The sequence below is a fragment of the Cellulomonas dongxiuzhuiae genome (assembly GCF_018623035.1).
Taxonomy (GTDB): domain Bacteria; phylum Actinomycetota; class Actinomycetes; order Actinomycetales; family Cellulomonadaceae; genus Cellulomonas; species Cellulomonas dongxiuzhuiae.
This window is the reverse complement of the sequence record NZ_CP076023.1, coordinates 2,621,051-2,637,213: the sequence shown is the minus strand read 5'-3', so window position 1 is coordinate 2,637,213 and position 16,163 is coordinate 2,621,051. Positions and strand designations below refer to the sequence as shown.

The 16,163-nt window shown below is 75.9% G+C and carries 15 protein-coding genes; 9 read left to right on the top strand and 6 right to left on the bottom strand.

Annotated elements, in window-relative coordinates:
- Window positions 1-22: 22 nt before the first annotated feature.
- A complete protein-coding gene (gene rfbD, locus KKR89_RS11820) occupies window positions 23-871 on the top strand; it encodes a dTDP-4-dehydrorhamnose reductase (protein ID WP_208195511.1) in 849 nt (282 codons plus the stop codon).
- Window positions 864-1,739, top strand: a complete 876-nt coding sequence (locus KKR89_RS11815; protein ID WP_208195510.1) for a glycosyltransferase — start codon at window positions 864-866, stop codon at window positions 1,737-1,739. The genes rfbD and KKR89_RS11815 overlap by 8 nt, the downstream gene beginning before the upstream one ends.
- Before the next feature lie 54 nt (window positions 1,740-1,793).
- On the opposite strand, the gene KKR89_RS11810 is transcribed toward KKR89_RS11815, so the two are convergent.
- Together KKR89_RS11810 and KKR89_RS11805 are read right to left on the bottom strand one after the other, a co-directional pair.
- Entirely contained in the window at window positions 1,794-2,225 is a 432-nt protein-coding gene (locus KKR89_RS11810) for a DUF2304 domain-containing protein (protein WP_208195509.1), read from the bottom strand.
- The gene (locus KKR89_RS11805; protein WP_208195508.1) at window positions 2,222-2,956 is read right to left on the bottom strand and encodes a glycosyltransferase family 2 protein; all 735 of its coding nucleotides are present in this window, start codon (window positions 2,954-2,956) and stop codon (window positions 2,222-2,224) included. The genes KKR89_RS11810 and KKR89_RS11805 overlap by 4 nt, the downstream gene beginning before the upstream one ends.
- Before the next feature lie 105 nt (window positions 2,957-3,061).
- On the opposite strand from KKR89_RS11805, the gene KKR89_RS11800 reads away from it, so the two are divergent.
- On the top strand, window positions 3,062-5,176 hold the full coding sequence (locus KKR89_RS11800) for a DUF2142 domain-containing protein (RefSeq protein ID WP_208195507.1): 2,115 nt from the start codon (window positions 3,062-3,064) through the stop codon (window positions 5,174-5,176).
- Between the two features lie 48 nt (window positions 5,177-5,224).
- Window positions 5,225-6,124 carry a glycosyltransferase gene (locus tag KKR89_RS11795; protein WP_208195506.1) on the top strand — a complete coding sequence of 300 codons (900 nt, stop codon included), beginning with the start codon at window positions 5,225-5,227 and terminating at the stop codon, window positions 6,122-6,124.
- Window positions 6,125-6,166: 42 nt separating this feature from the next.
- On the opposite strand, the gene rfbA is transcribed toward KKR89_RS11795, so the two are convergent.
- Window positions 6,167-7,039: a glucose-1-phosphate thymidylyltransferase RfbA gene (gene rfbA / locus KKR89_RS11790; RefSeq protein ID WP_208195505.1), complete on the bottom strand. Its 873-nt coding sequence runs from the start codon at window positions 7,037-7,039 to the stop codon at window positions 6,167-6,169.
- A 58-nt stretch (window positions 7,040-7,097) separates the two neighbouring features.
- Complete coding sequence (locus tag KKR89_RS11785; protein ID WP_243882237.1) at window positions 7,098-7,886, bottom strand: TIGR03089 family protein; 789 nt, start codon at window positions 7,884-7,886, stop codon at window positions 7,098-7,100.
- Window positions 7,887-8,150: 264 nt separating this feature from the next.
- Between KKR89_RS11785 and KKR89_RS11780 the strand changes: the two genes are divergently transcribed.
- The 3 genes from KKR89_RS11780 (at window position 8,151) to KKR89_RS11770 (ending at window position 13,864) form a co-directional block, all read left to right on the top strand.
- Window positions 8,151-8,480 (top strand): WhiB family transcriptional regulator, encoded by a 330-nt coding sequence (locus KKR89_RS11780; RefSeq protein ID WP_307802207.1) that lies wholly within the window; start codon window positions 8,151-8,153, stop codon window positions 8,478-8,480.
- A gap of 90 nt (window positions 8,481-8,570) precedes the next feature.
- Window positions 8,571-12,299 carry a glycosyltransferase gene (locus KKR89_RS11775; protein ID WP_208195504.1) on the top strand — a complete coding sequence of 1,243 codons (3,729 nt, stop codon included), beginning with the start codon at window positions 8,571-8,573 and terminating at the stop codon, window positions 12,297-12,299.
- Complete coding sequence (locus tag KKR89_RS11770; protein ID WP_208195503.1) at window positions 12,296-13,864, top strand: DUF5719 family protein; 1,569 nt, start codon at window positions 12,296-12,298, stop codon at window positions 13,862-13,864. The genes KKR89_RS11775 and KKR89_RS11770 overlap by 4 nt, the downstream gene beginning before the upstream one ends.
- A gap of 52 nt (window positions 13,865-13,916) precedes the next feature.
- Here the strand turns inward: KKR89_RS11770 and KKR89_RS11765 are convergent, their stop codons facing one another.
- Window positions 13,917-14,834 carry a glycosyltransferase family 2 protein gene (locus KKR89_RS11765; protein ID WP_208195502.1) on the bottom strand — a complete coding sequence of 306 codons (918 nt, stop codon included), beginning with the start codon at window positions 14,832-14,834 and terminating at the stop codon, window positions 13,917-13,919.
- 26 nt (window positions 14,835-14,860) lie between these two features.
- Entirely contained in the window at window positions 14,861-15,220 is a 360-nt protein-coding gene (locus tag KKR89_RS11760) for a metallopeptidase family protein (protein ID WP_208195501.1), read from the bottom strand.
- Window positions 15,221-15,480: 260 nt separating this feature from the next.
- On the opposite strand from KKR89_RS11760, the gene KKR89_RS11755 reads away from it, so the two are divergent.
- On the top strand, window positions 15,481-15,870 hold the full coding sequence (locus tag KKR89_RS11755) for a DUF3499 domain-containing protein (RefSeq protein WP_208195500.1): 390 nt from the start codon (window positions 15,481-15,483) through the stop codon (window positions 15,868-15,870).
- Window positions 15,867-16,121 (top strand): hypothetical protein, encoded by a 255-nt coding sequence (locus tag KKR89_RS11750; RefSeq protein ID WP_208195499.1) that lies wholly within the window; start codon window positions 15,867-15,869, stop codon window positions 16,119-16,121. The genes KKR89_RS11755 and KKR89_RS11750 overlap by 4 nt, the downstream gene beginning before the upstream one ends.
- Window positions 16,122-16,163 lie beyond the last annotated feature (42 nt).

Below are 16,163 nucleotides of genomic sequence, written 5' to 3'. Positions count from 1 at the left end.
GTGGTGGAAGGGGTTGCGCGTCGTGAGGTGGCTGGTCGTCGGAGCGAACGGGATGCTGGGCACGGACCTCGTGGGCGTGGTGTCGGCGGCGGGGCACGACGTCCTCGGTGTGGATCGGGACCGGCTCGACATCACGGCGCCGGAGCAAGCGCGGCCGCTGTTCGAAGGTGTTGACATCGTCGTCAACTGCGCGGCCTGGACCGCCGTGGACGCCGCCGAGGAGCAGGAGGGCTCGGCGTTCGCGGTGAACGCGACGGGCCCGGGACTGCTGGCGCGCGAGTGCCGGCTGGCAGGTGCGCGGATGGTCCAGGTCTCCACGGACTACGTCCTGGCCGGCGACGCGCAGCAGCCGTACGCCGAGGACGCCCCGATGCGGCCCGTGTCCGCCTACGGTCGCACGAAGGCGGCCGGGGAGTGGGCCGTGCGCGCCGAGCTGCCCGATCACCTCGTGGTCCGGACGGCGTGGCTCTACGGCGAGCACGGGCCGTGCTTCCCGAGGACGATCGCCCGCGTCGCCGCCGAGCGGGGCGGTCTCGACGTGGTCGACGACCAGGTCGGGCAGCCCACCTGGACGGTCGACCTCGCCGACCTGGTCCTTCGCCTGGTCGAGGCGCAGGTGCCGGCCGGGACCTATCACGGCACGTCCGCGGGGAGCACGTCGTGGTTCGGTTTCGCGCGCTCCGTCGTCGCTGCCGCCGGCATGGACCCCGAGATCGTCCGTCCGACGACGAGCGAGGGGTTCGTCCGTCCTGCGCCGCGCCCCGCGTACTCGGTGCTCGGTCACGACGCGCTCCGTGCGGCCGGTGTGGAGCCGATCGGGGAGTGGGAGGGGCGCTGGGCGCTGGCGTCGGCGGCGGTGCTGGGTGGCTGACCGCGTCGTCGCCGTCATGACGGCGTACTGCCCGGACGACCACCTCCGAGACGTGGTGGCCGGCCTGCGCGTGCAGGTGGACGCCGTCGTGGTCGTGGACAACACGCCCGCCGGTGCGGTCGGCGCGGACGCGTACCTCACCCCCGGCGACGGGCTCACCGTCATCGCGAACGGCCGCAACCTGGGGCTGGCCGCCGCGCTGAACCTGGGCGTCGCCGCCGCGCCCGACAGCGACTTCGTCCTCTTCATGGACCAGGACTCGCTGCTGGACCCGGGCGTGGTCCAGGGTCTCGTCGCCGTGATGCACCAGGACGACCGGGTCGGTCTGGCGGGGCCCGCGCCCTGGTCCGTCGCGGAGAGCCGGTACCTGGACCCCCGCACGCGGCTGCGCGACGACGTGGCCGACATGGCGGTCATCATCACGTCAGGCATGCTGGCGCGACGGTCCGTCGTCGAGGAGGTCGGCGGGTTCCGTGACGACTTCTTCGTCGACTGCGTCGACCAGGAGCTCTGCCTGCGGGTCCGTGCTGCCGGGTGGCGGGTCGTGCAGGACAAGCGCATCCGCATCAACCACAGCCTCGGCGACACGCGCTGGTACGGGTGGGGACCGTTCACCCTGCGTGCGACCCACCACGCGACGTGGCGTCTGTACTGGGTGGGTCGCAACACCGTGGTGATGCTCCGCGAGCACGCTCGTCGCGACCCGCGCTGGGCCGTGACCGCCGTTGCGATCCTGGCGTACTGGGCCCTGACTGTCGCACTGGTGGAGCCGCCCCGGCTCGAGCGCCTGCGGACCATGGCGCGCGGGGCGGTGCACGGACTGGGTGGACGGACGGCGCCCGAGATGTTCCCCGGCCGCTCGATCTGACGACCAGGGTCGTCTTACGGTGCCGGAGGGCGGGGCCGGTGCCGACGGGGTCGGTCAGTCCCCTGGGCTCCGCTCGGGGTGCTCCGCACCGGCGTCTGGCGCCGCGGCGTCCCACGACTCCTGCCGATGGGCGTCGCCGTCGACCCATCGCTCCACGTGGGTCAGCCGCTCGGCGAGCAGCGCGGACGCCTCAGCGAGCGTGCGGGTCTCCTCCTCGAGGCCGGACACCTCGGTGCTGAGCTGGACCGTGACGAGGAGGAGCACGCCGAGGGACGTCGCGAAGAGCAGGTTCGAGGGTGTCTCCACGCCGACCACGCGCGCCAGGGCGACCGCGAGGCCGGGGAAGAGTGCCAGCACGATGATCGCCAGGGACACGACGAGCCAGATCCCGGCGTACTTTTCACGCAGACGGCGTCGGCGCAGGAGCTGGACGATGAAGAGGAGCACGACGACCGAGAGCGCCACCGCGAACAGGTAGCCGCTCATGCGCTCGTCCTCACCGGTCGGGGGGCCGGCCGGGACAGCGCGACGGCGAGTGCCAGACCGGCACGGGCGAGGAAGACCCCGGCACGCCACGGGCCGTGCGACGGCGCGCCGCCCGCCCGCGGCCGCATCGCCACGGGCGCCTGCCGGACCACGAGGCCGGCGCGGTGCGCGATGACGAGCGACTCCACGGTGTCGCCCAGGTACTCGGCCGGGTACTCCTGCGCGAACAGGCGCACGGCCCGCGGACCCGACAGCTTGAAGCCGGAGGTGGTGTCGGTGAGCCGGGTCCCGACGAGCCGGGACAGCGTCGTCGACAGCACGCGCATCGCCCACCGCCGGGGCCCGCGGGCCTGGTAGGCGCCGGCTCCGGCGAAGCGGGCCCCGATGACCACGTCGGCCCCCTCCGCCGCCGCGACGTCGAGCAGCCGGACGATCTCCGTCGGGTCGTGCTGGCCGTCCGCGTCGACCTGCACGACACGCGGGTAGCCGTTGGCGAGCGCGTACCTGAAACCGGCCCGCATCGCTCCGCCCACACCGAGGTTGATCGGCAGGTCGAGGACGGCCGCACCAGCCTCCAGTGCCACCACCGCCGTGCGGTCGGTAGAGCCGTCGGACACGACGAGCACGCCCGCGTCCGGGACCGCGGCGCGGATCTCGGCGAGCACGGCCGGGAGCGTGATCTCTTCGTTCCACGCGGGCAGCACGACGAGGAGGCGTTCTGGCGTGGGCACGTCGGGAGTCTACCCGCGGACGGCGCCGTGCCGAGCGCACGCCGGCTCTGTGGGAGAATCCTGCTCCGTGTCGGCCCGGCCGGGCCGCGCGGGAGGGAGCACGGCGTGCACGAGGTCGCAGGCGGTCCGGCGACGACCGACGACGTGGCCGTGGCCGCGACGACGACCGGTCACGGCACAGGGGAGACGGCGAGCGGTCGTCGCCGCCGGTGGCCGGCCGCCCTGGTGGCGCTCGCCGTCGTGGTCCTGGGAGCCGTCGGCCTGGCGATGCCGACCGAGCCGGTGCGTGCCGACGTGACCGAGCACTTCGACCTGGCGCGTCCGCAGGAGCCGGTCCTGCCGGACGAGGGGCGGAGCTACCGGGTCACGGCGCAGGACGACGGACTGAGCCGCATCGACCTGGTGCTCGCGACGTACATGGGTTCCATCGACTGCACGCTCGTGGCCACCCTGAGCGACGGCGACGACGTGCTCGGGTCGTCGCAGACGCCGTGCGACGACATCCCGGACAACGAGGCCGTGCCCGTCCTGGTCCTCGACCCGCTCGCGGACAGCGACGGCCGGACGTACCGGCTGGACCTGTCCCTCGCTCCCGGCAGCGTGGTTGGGCCGTCGCTGTGGGAGTCGCAGACCGGCGTCGACGCGATCGTCACGCGCTACGGCGAGGCGGAGCCGGGCGCGGCGCGTCTCGCGCTCGTGGTCGACCGGATGGCCGACTACGCCGGGCCGTGGGGAACGCCCGTGGGGCTGGTGCTGCTCGTGCTCGCGGCGGCCGGTGCCGTCGCGTTGCTGGTCCTGCGCCCACGCTGGGGCCTCGTGGCCGTCGTCGCCCTCGTCGTCGTCCGCGGGCTCCTGTGGGCGACGCTCGTCCCGCCCTTGCAGGGGATGGACGAGGGCGCTCACTTCGCGAACGCGCAGTTCATCGCCGAGGAGGGCCGCCTGCCCGACTGGGCGACCGAGGACCACCGGTACGGCGCGTACTCGGACTCGCTGGAGGTGGCCTCCGAGGGCATGCACGTGTCGTCGCACCGCCCCTCCGACCGTCCTGACTTCGGGCCCGACGCCGTCGAGGAGCTGCGCGACACCGACACCGACGCCGGCGTGCGGTCCGACGGCACGGGCGCCGCGGCGTCCTACCCGCCGGCCTACTACGGCCCGGCTGCGGCGTTCTACGCGCTCGCACCCGACGACACCGTGAGCCAGGTCCAGGCCGTCCGGCTCTGGTCCGTCGCTCTCGGTGCGCTGGCGGTGGTCCTGGCGTGGGCGTTCGCGGGTGAGGTCTTCGGCGGTCGGCGCTGGCCGCAGGCGTTCCTGACCGGGGCCGTCGCGCTCCAGCCCATGGTGGCGCACCAGTTCGCGATCGTGAACAACGACGCCTGGGTGATCACGGCCGGTTTCGCGGCGCTGTGGCTCGCGGCCCGGATGGTGCGCTCGGCGCGCGCGCCGTGGCTCATGCTCGCGGCGGGCGCGGCCGCCGGCGCGGGCGCCCTGGGCAAGCCGTTCGCGGCGATCATCGTCGTCCCCGTGGCCGTCGGCTGGCTGCTCGGCAAGGTCCGGTACCGGGTGCGTGACGTCCGCACCCTCGTGGTCGAGCCCCTGCTCGCGGCGGCGGGCGTGGCGCTGACCTACGGCGTGTGGCTGGTGGCGTCGCGGCTCCTGGGCCTCAACTCCAGCCTCGGGTTCCCGCAGTCCCCGGACGACGGGGCGCGCGACCTCGTGACCTACCTCGCCACCCAGTACGACCCGGAGCTGGGCGAGGCGCGCGGACTGTGGATCCGGCAGTTCTGGGGAGACTTCGGCTGGGTGAACACGCCCCTGCCGAACGTCGTCTACGACATCGTCTTCGGGACGTACGTGGTCGTGGCGCTCGCGGTCGTCGCCTGGACGGTGCTCGTCGTGCGGGAGCGTCACCGTCGCGACGAGGAGGCGCGGCGCCTGGACGCGCTGATCCTCCTGTGCCTGAGCGCCGCCGTGGGCGCCGTTCTGGGGATGTACGTGGTCGAGTACCTGTTCTTCGCGTCGTCCGGGCGCACCGACCTGCTGCAGGGCCGCTACGTGCTGCTGATCACGCCAGCCCTCCTGGCGCTTCCCGTGCTGCTCGCCGAGCGGTTCCGCCGCCGTGCGTCGACAGCGCCGGTCGCGTCGGGCATCCTGCTCGCTGCGGTCGCCGTGCTGCACGCGCTCTCGGTCGCCGTGGTGGTCCGGCACTACTACCTCTGAGCCACGGCCGAGCGCCGCAGTCACCCGTCCCGCCGTCGGAAGGTCATCATGCCGCTCGAGGTCCTCGTGCCGTTCTGGGGCGAGCTCGGCATGCTGCAGCAGACCGTCCGCAGCGTGCTCGCGCAGGACGACGACGACTGGGTCCTCACGGTCGTCGACGACGCGTACCCGGACCCCGCCGTCGCGCAGTGGTTCAGCACGCTGGACGACGCGCGCGTCACGTACGTGCGCAACGAGGTCAACCTCGGCATCACGGGCAACTTCCGCCGGTGCGCACAGCTGGCGCAGCACGACCGCGTCGTCGTGCTCGGGTGCGACGACCTGCTGCTCCCGAACTACGTGCGGGTGGTGTCCCGTGCACACCGCGAGGTGCCCGGGGCGACGATCATCCAGCCCGGCGTGCTCGTCGTCGACAGCGCGGGGCGGCCCGCGCGCACGCTCGTGGACCACGTCAAGCAGCACCTCATCATGCCGCGCGGCCGCGGCCGCCGCCTCGTGCAGGGCGAGACGCTGGCCGCGAGCCTCCTCACGGGGAACTGGATGTACTGGCCGTCGCTGGCGTTCCGCCGCGACGCGCTGCAGTCGCACGACTTCCGTGACGACCTGCCGATCATCCAGGACCTGGCGCTGGTCATCGACGTCGTCGCCGACGGCGGCTCGCTGCTCATCGAGCCCGAGGTGTGCTTCGCGTACCGCCGGCACGACGCCAGCGCGTCCATGGAGCAGCTCGCCGACGGCCGGCGCTTCCGTGGCGAGCGTGAGTACTTCCGGCAGGCGGCCGCGCAGATGGATCGGGTCGGCTGGCCGCGCGCGGCACGCGCGGCCCGGGCGCACCTGACGTCACGGGCGCACGCCCTCACGCTGCTGCCGCGGGCCGCCGCCGCGCGGGACCGGGCCGTGCTGCGCACGCTCGCCGAGCACGCCACGGCGCGGATCCCCCGCGGCTGACCGGCCGTCAGGGCGCGCAGCCGCCCGACGCACCCGAACCGGTCAGTCGCGCCCGCTCTCCAGCAGCCCGAGTAGGTAGCCGCCGTAGCCGGACTTCACGAGCTTGTCGGCACGCTCGCGCAGGTCGTCGTCGGAGAGGAACCCACGGCGCCACGCGACCTCCTCGGGCGCGCCGACCTTCAGGCCCTGGCGGTGCTCGATGGTGCGCACGTAGTCGGACGCCTCGAGCAACGAGTCGAACGTGCCCGTGTCGAGCCACGCCGTCCCGCGCGGCAGCACCTCGACCTGCAGGCGGCCCTGCTCGAGGTACACCCGGTTGACGTCCGTGATCTCGTACTCGCCGCGTGCCGACGGCTTCAGGTCGCGCGCGATCGCGACGACGTCGTTGTCGTAGAAGTACAGGCCGGGGACGGCGTAGCTGCTCTTGGGCTGCGCGGGCTTCTCCTCGAGGGACAGCGCACGCCCGGCGTGGTCGAACTCGACGACGCCGTAGGACGTGGGGTCCGCCACGCGGTAGGCGAACACGGCTCCGCCGTCGATCTTCTCGAACCGCTGCAGACGGCTGCCGAGGCCGGGACCGTAGAAGATGTTGTCACCGAGCACCAGTGCGGCGGGCTCGGTGCCGACGAAGTCGGCCCCGAGCACGAAAGCCTGGGCGAGGCCGTTGGGCTCCGCCTGGACCGTGTACGAGATCGAGATGCCGAACTGCGACCCGTCGCCGAGGAGGCGCTGGAACTGCTCGGCGTCGTGCGGCGTCGTGATGACCAGCACGTCCCGGATGCCCGCGAGGATGAGCGTCGAGAGCGGGTAGTAGATCATCGGCTTGTCGTAGACCGGCACGAGCTGCTTGCTGACGCCGAGCGTGATCGGGTGCAGCCGAGTTCCCGAGCCGCCGGCCAGAATGATTCCGCGCATGACGACGTAGTCTGCCGCATTCGCGGGGGCGTCCGCTGACGGATCGTCGGCGAGGCCGTCAGTCGCGGCGCGGTGCGGGGTCGGCCCCGGTGGTCGAACCGGTCGGGGCCTCGACGAGCAGGTCGACGGTCACGCGTTCGGGCCCGAGGACGGCCGTCCGGCGTCCGGGGTCGCGTCGCAGCTCCGCGGCGGTCGGGGCGTCGACGAGGACGACCGACCCGTCGGCGCGCCACGCGGCGAGGGCCTGCAGGAGGACCGCGAGCCGGTCGTCGGCTGCGAGCGCCACCCGGTCCCCGGGTGCGTCCGTCGTCGCGCCGGGTGCGAGGAGGTCCCCGTGCGACAGCCGCGTCCCGCCGGCGACCAGCGCGAGGGCGTCGCGTTCGGTGCCCGGCGTCCAGCCGACGGTGTCCGCGTAGGCCAGGACCGCGGTCCCGTCGACCGCGTCGGCAGGCAGGTCGGCCCCGAACGCCCGCGCGAGGGGTGCGAGCGCGACACCGACGACGGCGGGTCCGCGGACCTCTGCCGGGCGGTCCGTGACGACGACGTCGGCCGCCTCGTGCGCGCCCAGCACGACGCACGCGCCGCAGCGCCACACGGCGAGCGCCCACACGAGCGTGCGCCAGTGGGGCGGCAGGTCGAGCCGCACGCGCGTGCCGGGCGCCACGTCGAGCTCCTCGACCAGGAGGTTGGTCGTCTTGCTCACCCAGTTGGCCAGGACGGCTCCGGAGAGCTCGACGCGCTCGCCGTCCTGCGCGTACCAGGTGATGCGAGGACGCCCCGGGTCCCGCTCGAGGAGGGACATCAGGTCCGCGACGGTCGCCCCCGACAGGGCTCGGTGGGTCTGCATGGGCCCCAAGGCTAGACGCGCGCGGACGCCACGCCGACGCCACCGAGATTTCACCCGGACAACTCGGGCAACTAGCACGTCTGCGGTTGACGATCGCGAACGACACGCGTGTAATTCCAGGAGGAACTGATTCATCGACGTGTTCCACCGTCGCGGCCTCCGCGCCGCACCGACCGGGCCGGACGAGATCAGCAGGACGACGGCGCACCTGGCAGCACCCGGCCAGCAGGGGCACCACCGAGCACGACTTCCGCGGAGGCACGTATGTGGCACCTGCTCGACGACGAGAGCTTCCCCAACGACGTCGCCGCACCCGCGCCCGCTCAGCCGGTCTCGAACGTGCTGTCGATCTTCGGCACGCCCGAGGACGACGGGCCCATGGGGTGGCAGGAGCGGGCGCTGTGCGCCCAGACCGACCCTGAGGCGTTCTTCCCCGAGAAGGGCGGCTCGACGCGCGAGGCCAAGAAGGTCTGCACGCAGTGCGAGGTGCGGGCCGAGTGCCTGGAGTACGCGCTCGAGAACGACGAGCGCTTCGGCATCTGGGGCGGGCTGTCCGAGCGTGAGCGTCGCAAGCTGAAGCGGCGCGTGGTCTGATCCGGCACGCGTGCGGGGGAGGGTCGGGGCGCGACGCGCCCGGGCCGCCTCCGGGAGCACGCGCCGCCGCCACGGCATGATGGCGCGAGCATGACTGAGACGCTGTCCCCTGTGGACCCCATCACGACCGCGGCGGTCCCGGTGACCACACCGGTCACCGCCGTCGTCGTGACCCGTGGCCGCACGGCCTACCTCGCGACGACGCTGCGCGCCGTCGCGGAGCAGGTCCGCCGGCCGCTGCGCGTGCTCCTGGTCGACGTCGGTCCCGAGACCGGTCCGCCGCTCGGACCCGTCCTCGAAGCGGCGTTCGCGGGAGCCGCCGCACCCGCACCCCGGCTCTCGACGGTGCGCGCCCCGCAGGCCAGGACCTTCGGCGACGCGGTCCGCACGGGTCTCGCGACCCTCGCCGAGGCGCTCGACGAGCGGCCGACGCCGTGGCTGTGGCTCCTGCACGACGACAGCGCCCCCGCGCCCGAGGCGCTCGCGCGCCTGGTGCGCACGGTGTCGAACGCCCCCTCCGTCGCGGTGGCGGGATGCAAGCAGCGCACCTGGACCGACCCCGAGCGCCTGCTCGAGGTGGGCGTGCGCACGACCCTCTCGGGACGCCGGGTCACGGACGTCGAGCCCGGCGAGCTGGACCAGGGCCAGCACGACGGGCGCACCGACGTGCTGGGCGTGGGTCTCGCGGGCTCGCTCGTGCGGCGGGACGTCTGGGACGTCCTCGGCGGCACCGACCCCGCGCTCGGCCCCTTCGGCGACGGGCTCGACCTGTCACGCCGCGCGCGGCTGGCCGGGCACCGCGTGGTCGTCGTCCCGACGGCCGTCGTCCGGCACGCGCAGGCCGCCTACCACGGGCTGCGTCCCGCCCGTGGCGGCCCCGCGGGCTCCGACGGGGTCGTGGCCGACGTCGACCTCGACGGCGACGGCGAGCCGGACGCCGCGGACCCGACGCGCTCGTTCGCGGGCCGCCGCCGCGCGCTGCTGCACTCGCGGCTCGCGTGGGCGCCGCTGCCGCTCGTCCCCTTCGTCGTGCTCGTCATGCTGGGGGCGGCCGTGCTGCGTGGGCTCGGCCAGCTCGCCGCCAAGCGGCCCGAGCTGGCCGTCGCCGAGCTGCGCGTCGCCCTGCTCGTGCTGCTGCAGCCGAGTGCGGTCGTGCGCGCGCGGCGCCGTTCGCGCCTGACGGGCGTCGTCCCGCGGCGCACGCTGCGCCCGCTGCAGGCTGCGTGGCGCGACGTGTGGCAGCAGGCGCGCGACCGCAGGCTCGCGCGCCGCGAGTCGCGCCGTGTCGTGCGGGCGCCGAGCGAGCTCGAGCTGCGCGAGCTCGCGGTCCTGGCCACGCGCCGTCGCCTGGCGGTGGGCGCGCTGGTCGGCGGCCTCGCCCTGCTGAGCGCCGTCGCGGTCGGCCGGCTCGTCGGCGCCGTGGCAGCCGGTGGTTCGCTCGTGGGCGACGCGCTCGCCCGCGCGACGACGGACCTGGGTGACGTGTGGACGGCCGCCACCTCGGGCTGGGTCCCCGGCGGGCTGGGCGCGCCGGGCCCCGCCGACCCTCTGCTCGTGGTGCTGGTGCCCGTGGCCGCGCTGCTCGGGGGAGACCTGGGTGCGGCGGTGGGCGTCGTCGTGCTGGGGGCCGTCGTGCTGTCCGGCCTGGGCGCCTGGGCGGCGGCCGGCGCCGCGACGCGCTCGGTCGGCGTGCGCGCCTGGGCGGCGTGCGTGTGGGCGTGCGCGCCCGCGCTCCTGCTCGCGGTCGGCTCGGGCCGTCTGGGCCCGGTCCTGGCCCACGCGGCCCTCCCGTGGGTCGCGCTGGGCATCGTGCGTGCCGTGGGTGTGCAGCGTGTGGACCAGGTGCTCCCGGGCGTCGCGACGGCCGTGCGCTCGGAGGCCGACGCGGACGCCGACGCCCACGCCGCCGCGCGCGCCGAGGAGGCGGCGGTCCGTCGGTTCGGGCTCCCGGAGGCCCCGGCGGGACGGCACGCCGCGCCGGGCGTCGGCAGCGACGCCGGGCAGGTGCACGACGAGGTGGACGTCACCACCCCGGTGCGCGGCACCGCGCTGCCGGCGCCGCGCGGCCCGGTGTCCGGAGCGCTGCCGCTCGCGCGTTCGCGGGCCGAGGTGACCGACGTGACGCATGACAGCGAGCCGCGGGCCGCGTCCGACAGCACGGCGCAGACCGGGGCCGCGACCGCCGGGACGACGGACGGCACGCCCGACGGCCCGCCGCGGCTCGTCGGCGCGCCCGACCCGACCGGGTCGCTCGCAGCAGCGGCCGGTGCCGCGCTGGCGCTCGCGGTCACGGTCGCCGCCGCTCCCGTCCTGCTCGTTCCCGCGGTCCTGCTGGTCCTCGTCATCGCCCTGGCGCTGCCGCGCGGCCGCGCACGGTCGCGCGCCCGGGTGCTCGGCGTCCTCGTGCCCTCGCTCGTCCTCCTGGCGCCGCTGCTCCTCGAGGTCGGTACGCGGGGCCTCGACGGTGTGCGGCTGCTGCTCGCCGACGCGGGACCCGCGGCCGTCGTCGCGCCGGCCCCAGCGCCCGCGCGCCTGCTGGGTGTGCCGGCCGACGCGTCGGCGCTCGTGCCCGCGGGCCTGCCCGACGTCCTCGCGTCCGCGTGGCCGTACCTGGCCGGCGGCGTCGTCCTCGTGCTCGCGGTGCTGGGGCTGCTGCGCGGACGGCCCGTCGCGCGCGCCGTGCGGCTGTGCTGGGTCGTGGCGGCGGTCGGTGCCGCCGCGGGTGCCGCCGTCGCGGCCCTCCCGGCGGCCGTGGCGCCGGACGCGGTCGGGCCGGCCTGGACGGGTGCGACCGTGTCGTTGACCACGCTCGGCCTGCTCGGTGCCGCCGTGCTGGCCAGCGACCGGCTCACGGAGCGCCTCGCGCGCCGCTCGTTCGGCTGGCGCCAGCCCGTCGTCGCGCTGGGGACCGTCGTCGCCGTCGTCGCGGTGGCGTGCGGCGTCGTCGGCTGGGCCTGGACCGCGCGCGCCGGTGACGCCGTGGCGCTGCGGGCCTCGGCCGCACCGGTCGTGCCCGTCGTGGGGCAGCAGGGCGCGTCGTCCGACGCGTCGTCACGCGTGCTCGCGCTCGGGGTGCGGGCGGACGGGTCGGTCGACTGGTCGCTCCTGCGGGCCGACGGCGACCAGCTCGTCGACCACGCCGCCGCCGTCGACCTGCGGCGCCTCACGGGGCCGCTCGACGCACCCACGGCCACCGACCCCGACGCCGCGCACGCCGAGGTGGACGTGCTGGCGGCCCGTCTCGTGCAGGGCGCCGCGGGGGACGTCGCGGCCGACGTCGGCGCGCTCGGTGTCGGTGACGTGCTCGTGCCCGGCGTCCTGGGGGAGGACCCTGCGGCCCGCTCGGCACGCGGCCGGCTCGTCGCGGTGCTCGACGCCACGGCCGGGCTCGAGCGCGTGACGCACGACGGCACCGGGACGCTCTGGCGCGTGCGCGGCACCGCGGGGCAGGCCGTCACGAGCTGGGCACGCATCATCGGGTCCGGCGCGGACCCGGCCGACCCGCGGGCCGAGGCGGTGCCGGTCGCCGCCCGGGGTCGTGCGGTCGCCACGACGCTGGCCGCCGGTGACGGTCCGCGCACCCTCGTGCTGGCCGAGCGGGCCGACGACGGCTGGCGTGCCACTCTCGACGGCCGGGAGCTGGCGTCGGTGGACGTCGGCTGGCGGCAGGCGTTCGCCGTCGGTGAGGACGGTGGACGGCTCGAGGTCCGCCACGAGGGGCCGTACCGCACGCCGTGGCTCGCAGCGCTGGGCGCGACCGCGCTCGTCACGCTCCTGCTGGCCCTGCCGTTCCGACGTCGCCGAGGGGTGCGCACGTGACCACCACCGACCCCGAGCGCGCGCCGGCCCCGCGCGAGGACCGCTTCCGCCGTGCGGCACGTGCCGCCTCCGGCGTCCTGGTGCTGGCGCTCGCCGGCGGCGCGGTCGCCGCGGCCGCACGCGTCGGCGACGCGCCGGTGGCCCCGCTCGCGGCCGTCCAGGTCGAGGTCGCGCCGACCCCCGTCACCCTGCAGTGCCCCGGGCCGGTCCTGCTGCCGGAGCGCACGGTCCGCGGTGACGCGGCCTTCGACCCCGCGCCTGTCCCCGCGCAGGTCGCGCTCGACGCCGTGACCGCCGCCGGCGCGGGTGCGGGCCCGCTGGCCGTGGTGGCCACGGGACCGACCGGCGCGGCCGCCGACGCGCCCGGCGGGGGCGGCAGCCTGCACCTCGGCGACGTGGACGCGCCGCTCGCCGTGCGGGCGCAGCCGCGCGAGACGTCACCGGTCGCCGCCGCGAGCGTCGCGTCCGTCGTCACCGACGGTGACGCGCGCGGGCTCGCGGCCGCCTCGTGCCGCACGCCCTCCAGCGACGACTGGCTCGTCGGCGCAGCCACCGCGGTGGGGTCGACGGCCACGCTCGTCCTCACGAACCCGGGCCTGACCGTCGCGCAGGTGGAGCTCGAGGTCTTCGGCCCCACCGGGCCGGTCGACGTCAGCACGACGCAGCACGTCGTCGCGGCGGGCGGCACCAAGCAGATCGACCTCGGGGGGCTCGCGGCGGACCAGGCGGCTCTCGTCGTGCACCTCACGGCCGCCGGCGGTCAGGTCGCGGCGCACGTGCAGGACACCGCCGTGCGCGGCTTCACACCCGCCGGCACGGACCTGGTCGTCCCCGGTGACGCCCCGGCGACGCGTCAGGTGGTCACCGGGCTGGTGGTGGCGGAGTCGCAGGTCGGGTCGCCGGACGCGCCCGTCCTGCGCCTCCTGGCCCCCCGCGACGCGACGACCGCGCGCATCGCCCTGCTGGGTGGTGACGGACCGGTCGCCCTGCCGGGCGCGCAGGACGTGGCGCTGGCGGCCGGCGAGGTGACGGACGTCCCCCTGGGCGGACTGCCGGAGGGCGTGTACACGGTCGTCGTGGACGCACAGGCCCCGGTCGTCGCAGGCGCGGTCACCACGAGCGTGGGGCAGCAGGGCGGCCTCGACGACGAGCAGCGCGTCGAACGCGCGTGGTCCGCCTCGAGCGCGTTGGACGCCCACGGCGTGGTGGCCCTGCCGCGCGGGACGGACGCCGCCGTCGTCGTCGGCGCCGTGGGACGTGACGCGGACGACACCCGTGAGGCGACCGCGACGCTGCGCGTGCTCGGGGGTGACGGTCGGGCGCTCTCGGAGCACGACGTGCGCGTGGACGCGGGCACGACGGGTGCCTGGCGCGTCGCCGACCTGGCCGAGGGCGCCGTGGGTGTCGAGCTCGTACCCGAGGGTGACGTCGCCGTCGCGTGGGCGGTGTCCCTGAGGGTGGAGCGCGAGGACGGTTCCCTCATGGCCGTGCTGGGGCCGGTGCCGGTCACGGGCTCCGCCGACGCGCGCGACGTCCGCGAGGACGCGCGTCCCGCACGAGGCTGACCACCGGTCCCGCGGTGGGCCGTGCCCGGGGGCCGACGTGCCGCCCGACGACCTAGTCGGACCCGCCGTGCAGCTGCACCTGCTGGCGCAGCTGCATCTGCTCGCGCAGCCCGAGCCCGAGGCGCAGCGCCGCACGCAGCGGTGCCTGGTACCAGTGGGGGTACCGGCGGCCCAGGTACGCGAGCGCGCTCGCGTGGTGCGCCCGGATCATGGGCGCGGGGCGCTCGCGCCACGAGGTCCCGCCGACGTGCGTGACGCGGACGTCGGGCACGTAGAGGTTCTCCCAGCCGGCGCGGGTGAGGCGCTCGCCCAGGTCGACGTCCTCGAAGAACATGAAGTACGACTCGTCGAAGCCGCCGACCTGCTCGAAGGCGGACCGTCGCAGGAGCAGGCACGCTCCGGACAGCCAGCCGGCCTCGCGCAGGTAGCCGCCGGTCGACTCCTGACGGGCGTGGTAGGCGCGCGTCCAGGGGTTGTGCGGCCACAGTCGGGCGAAGACCGCGTGCCCGGCGCCCAGGCGCAGCGAGGGCAGCGCGCGCGCCGAGGGATAGGTCGTGCCGTCGGTGTTGAGCAGCATCGGGCCGAGCGCACCGGCGGTGGGCTGCTCGTCGCCCGCGGCGACGAGCCGGTCGAGCGAGCCGGGGGACCACTCGATGTCGGGGTTCGCGACCACGAGCCACGGCGTCGTCGCACCGGCGGCACCGCGGTTCGCGGCGGCGCCGTAGCCCAGGTTGGCGCCCGGCACGACGAGCCGGGCGCCGGCGACGCCGCTGGTCACGGCTGAGGCGACCGCGTGGTCGGTGCCGTTGTCGACCACCACGAGCTCGACGGGCAGCGTGGAGGCGGTGGCCAGCGTCGCTGCGAAGCGAGCCAGCTCGTCACCGGGGTGGTAGACGACGCACACGACGCGGACGCGCGGCGTACCGCCGGGGGTGGGGGCGTGGAGCTCGGGGGCGGGGGACGTGCTCATCGTCGGCCACCTTAGTGGGCGCGGGCTCACCGTCCGTCGTCGTACCCCGGATCGACCTCCTCCGGGCTGCGCCCGAGGAGGTGCGCGACCTGCTCGACGACGACGTCGCGGACGAGGTCCGCGAGGTCGGCGGGGTCGGCCGCGCGCGCCTCGACCGGGCGCCGGTACACGACGACCCGGTGCGGCAGCCCTGCGTCCGCGGGGAAGTACCGCCCCAGCGGCACGCCGCCGTGCTCCCACGGCGCGGGGTTCGACGGCGGGACGTCCTCGACGGCGAACTCCGCGCCGTCGAGCTGACGCGCCCAGCGCCGCTCGAGGTCCTCCACGGCGTCCAGGACGAGGTCGTCGAAGCGCTCGGCGCGCGTGCGGTACCCCGGCGTGGTCATCGGCAGCACCGTGCCCCGCAGCCCCCGGCCCCGACGGTCCCGACGGCGCACCGGTCCCGCGGCCGCGGCAGGGACAGCGGCGTCCGTCGTGCGACGACGCACGGCGGGAGGACGGGCGCCCTCACCGGGCGCGGACGGGCGACGGGGGCCGAGCGGACTCACCCCGTCACTGTAGCCACGCGCCCCCACGCGCACGTGCGCGCCCGACACGCCGCCCGTCCGCCTGACGCGGCGCGGGCCGTCGGGGGTACCGTCTGCTCGTGAGATCCGTCCGGCAGTGCTCGCGCACCGCATGCCCGCACGCCGCGGTCGCGACACTGACCTACGTGTACGCCGACTCGACGGCCGTGCTCGGGCCCCTGGCCCAGCTCGCCGAGCCGCACTCGTACGACCTGTGCGTCGAGCACGCCGACCGGCTGACGGCCCCGCGGGGCTGGGAGGTCGTGCGGCTGCTCCCCGACCTGCAGGCAGCGGCACCCAGCCACGACGACCTGGTCGCCCTCGCCGAGGCGGTGCGTGAGGCCGGGCGTCGACGTGCCCCCGAGCCCGCGCCGACGCTGACGCCCGTGGCGGCACCGGCGCTCGACACGTCCCGCCGCCGCGGCCACCTGCGGGTCGTCCCGGGGTCGCCCCAGGGCGAGCAGCAGTGAGCGCCGCCCGGGACCGGCGTCCGCCCGCGGATGAGCCGCTCGGCTCCATCACCCGGCCCGTGGTCGACGACTCGGCCACGGCACCCGCCTGCTACGCCTGCGGCGAGGACGATCTGACCCGGTTGCGCGTCGCGCTGCCCGACGGTCGACCGGCCGTGTTCGCGTCGTGCCCCGGCTGCGAGGCGACCGCCTGGTTCGTCGTCGACGGGGACGGCCGCGCGCTGGGCCCCGACGGCACCACGCGCGCCTGACGCCTGCCCGGCCCGCCCCGGCGGGCCGACGACCCCACGACC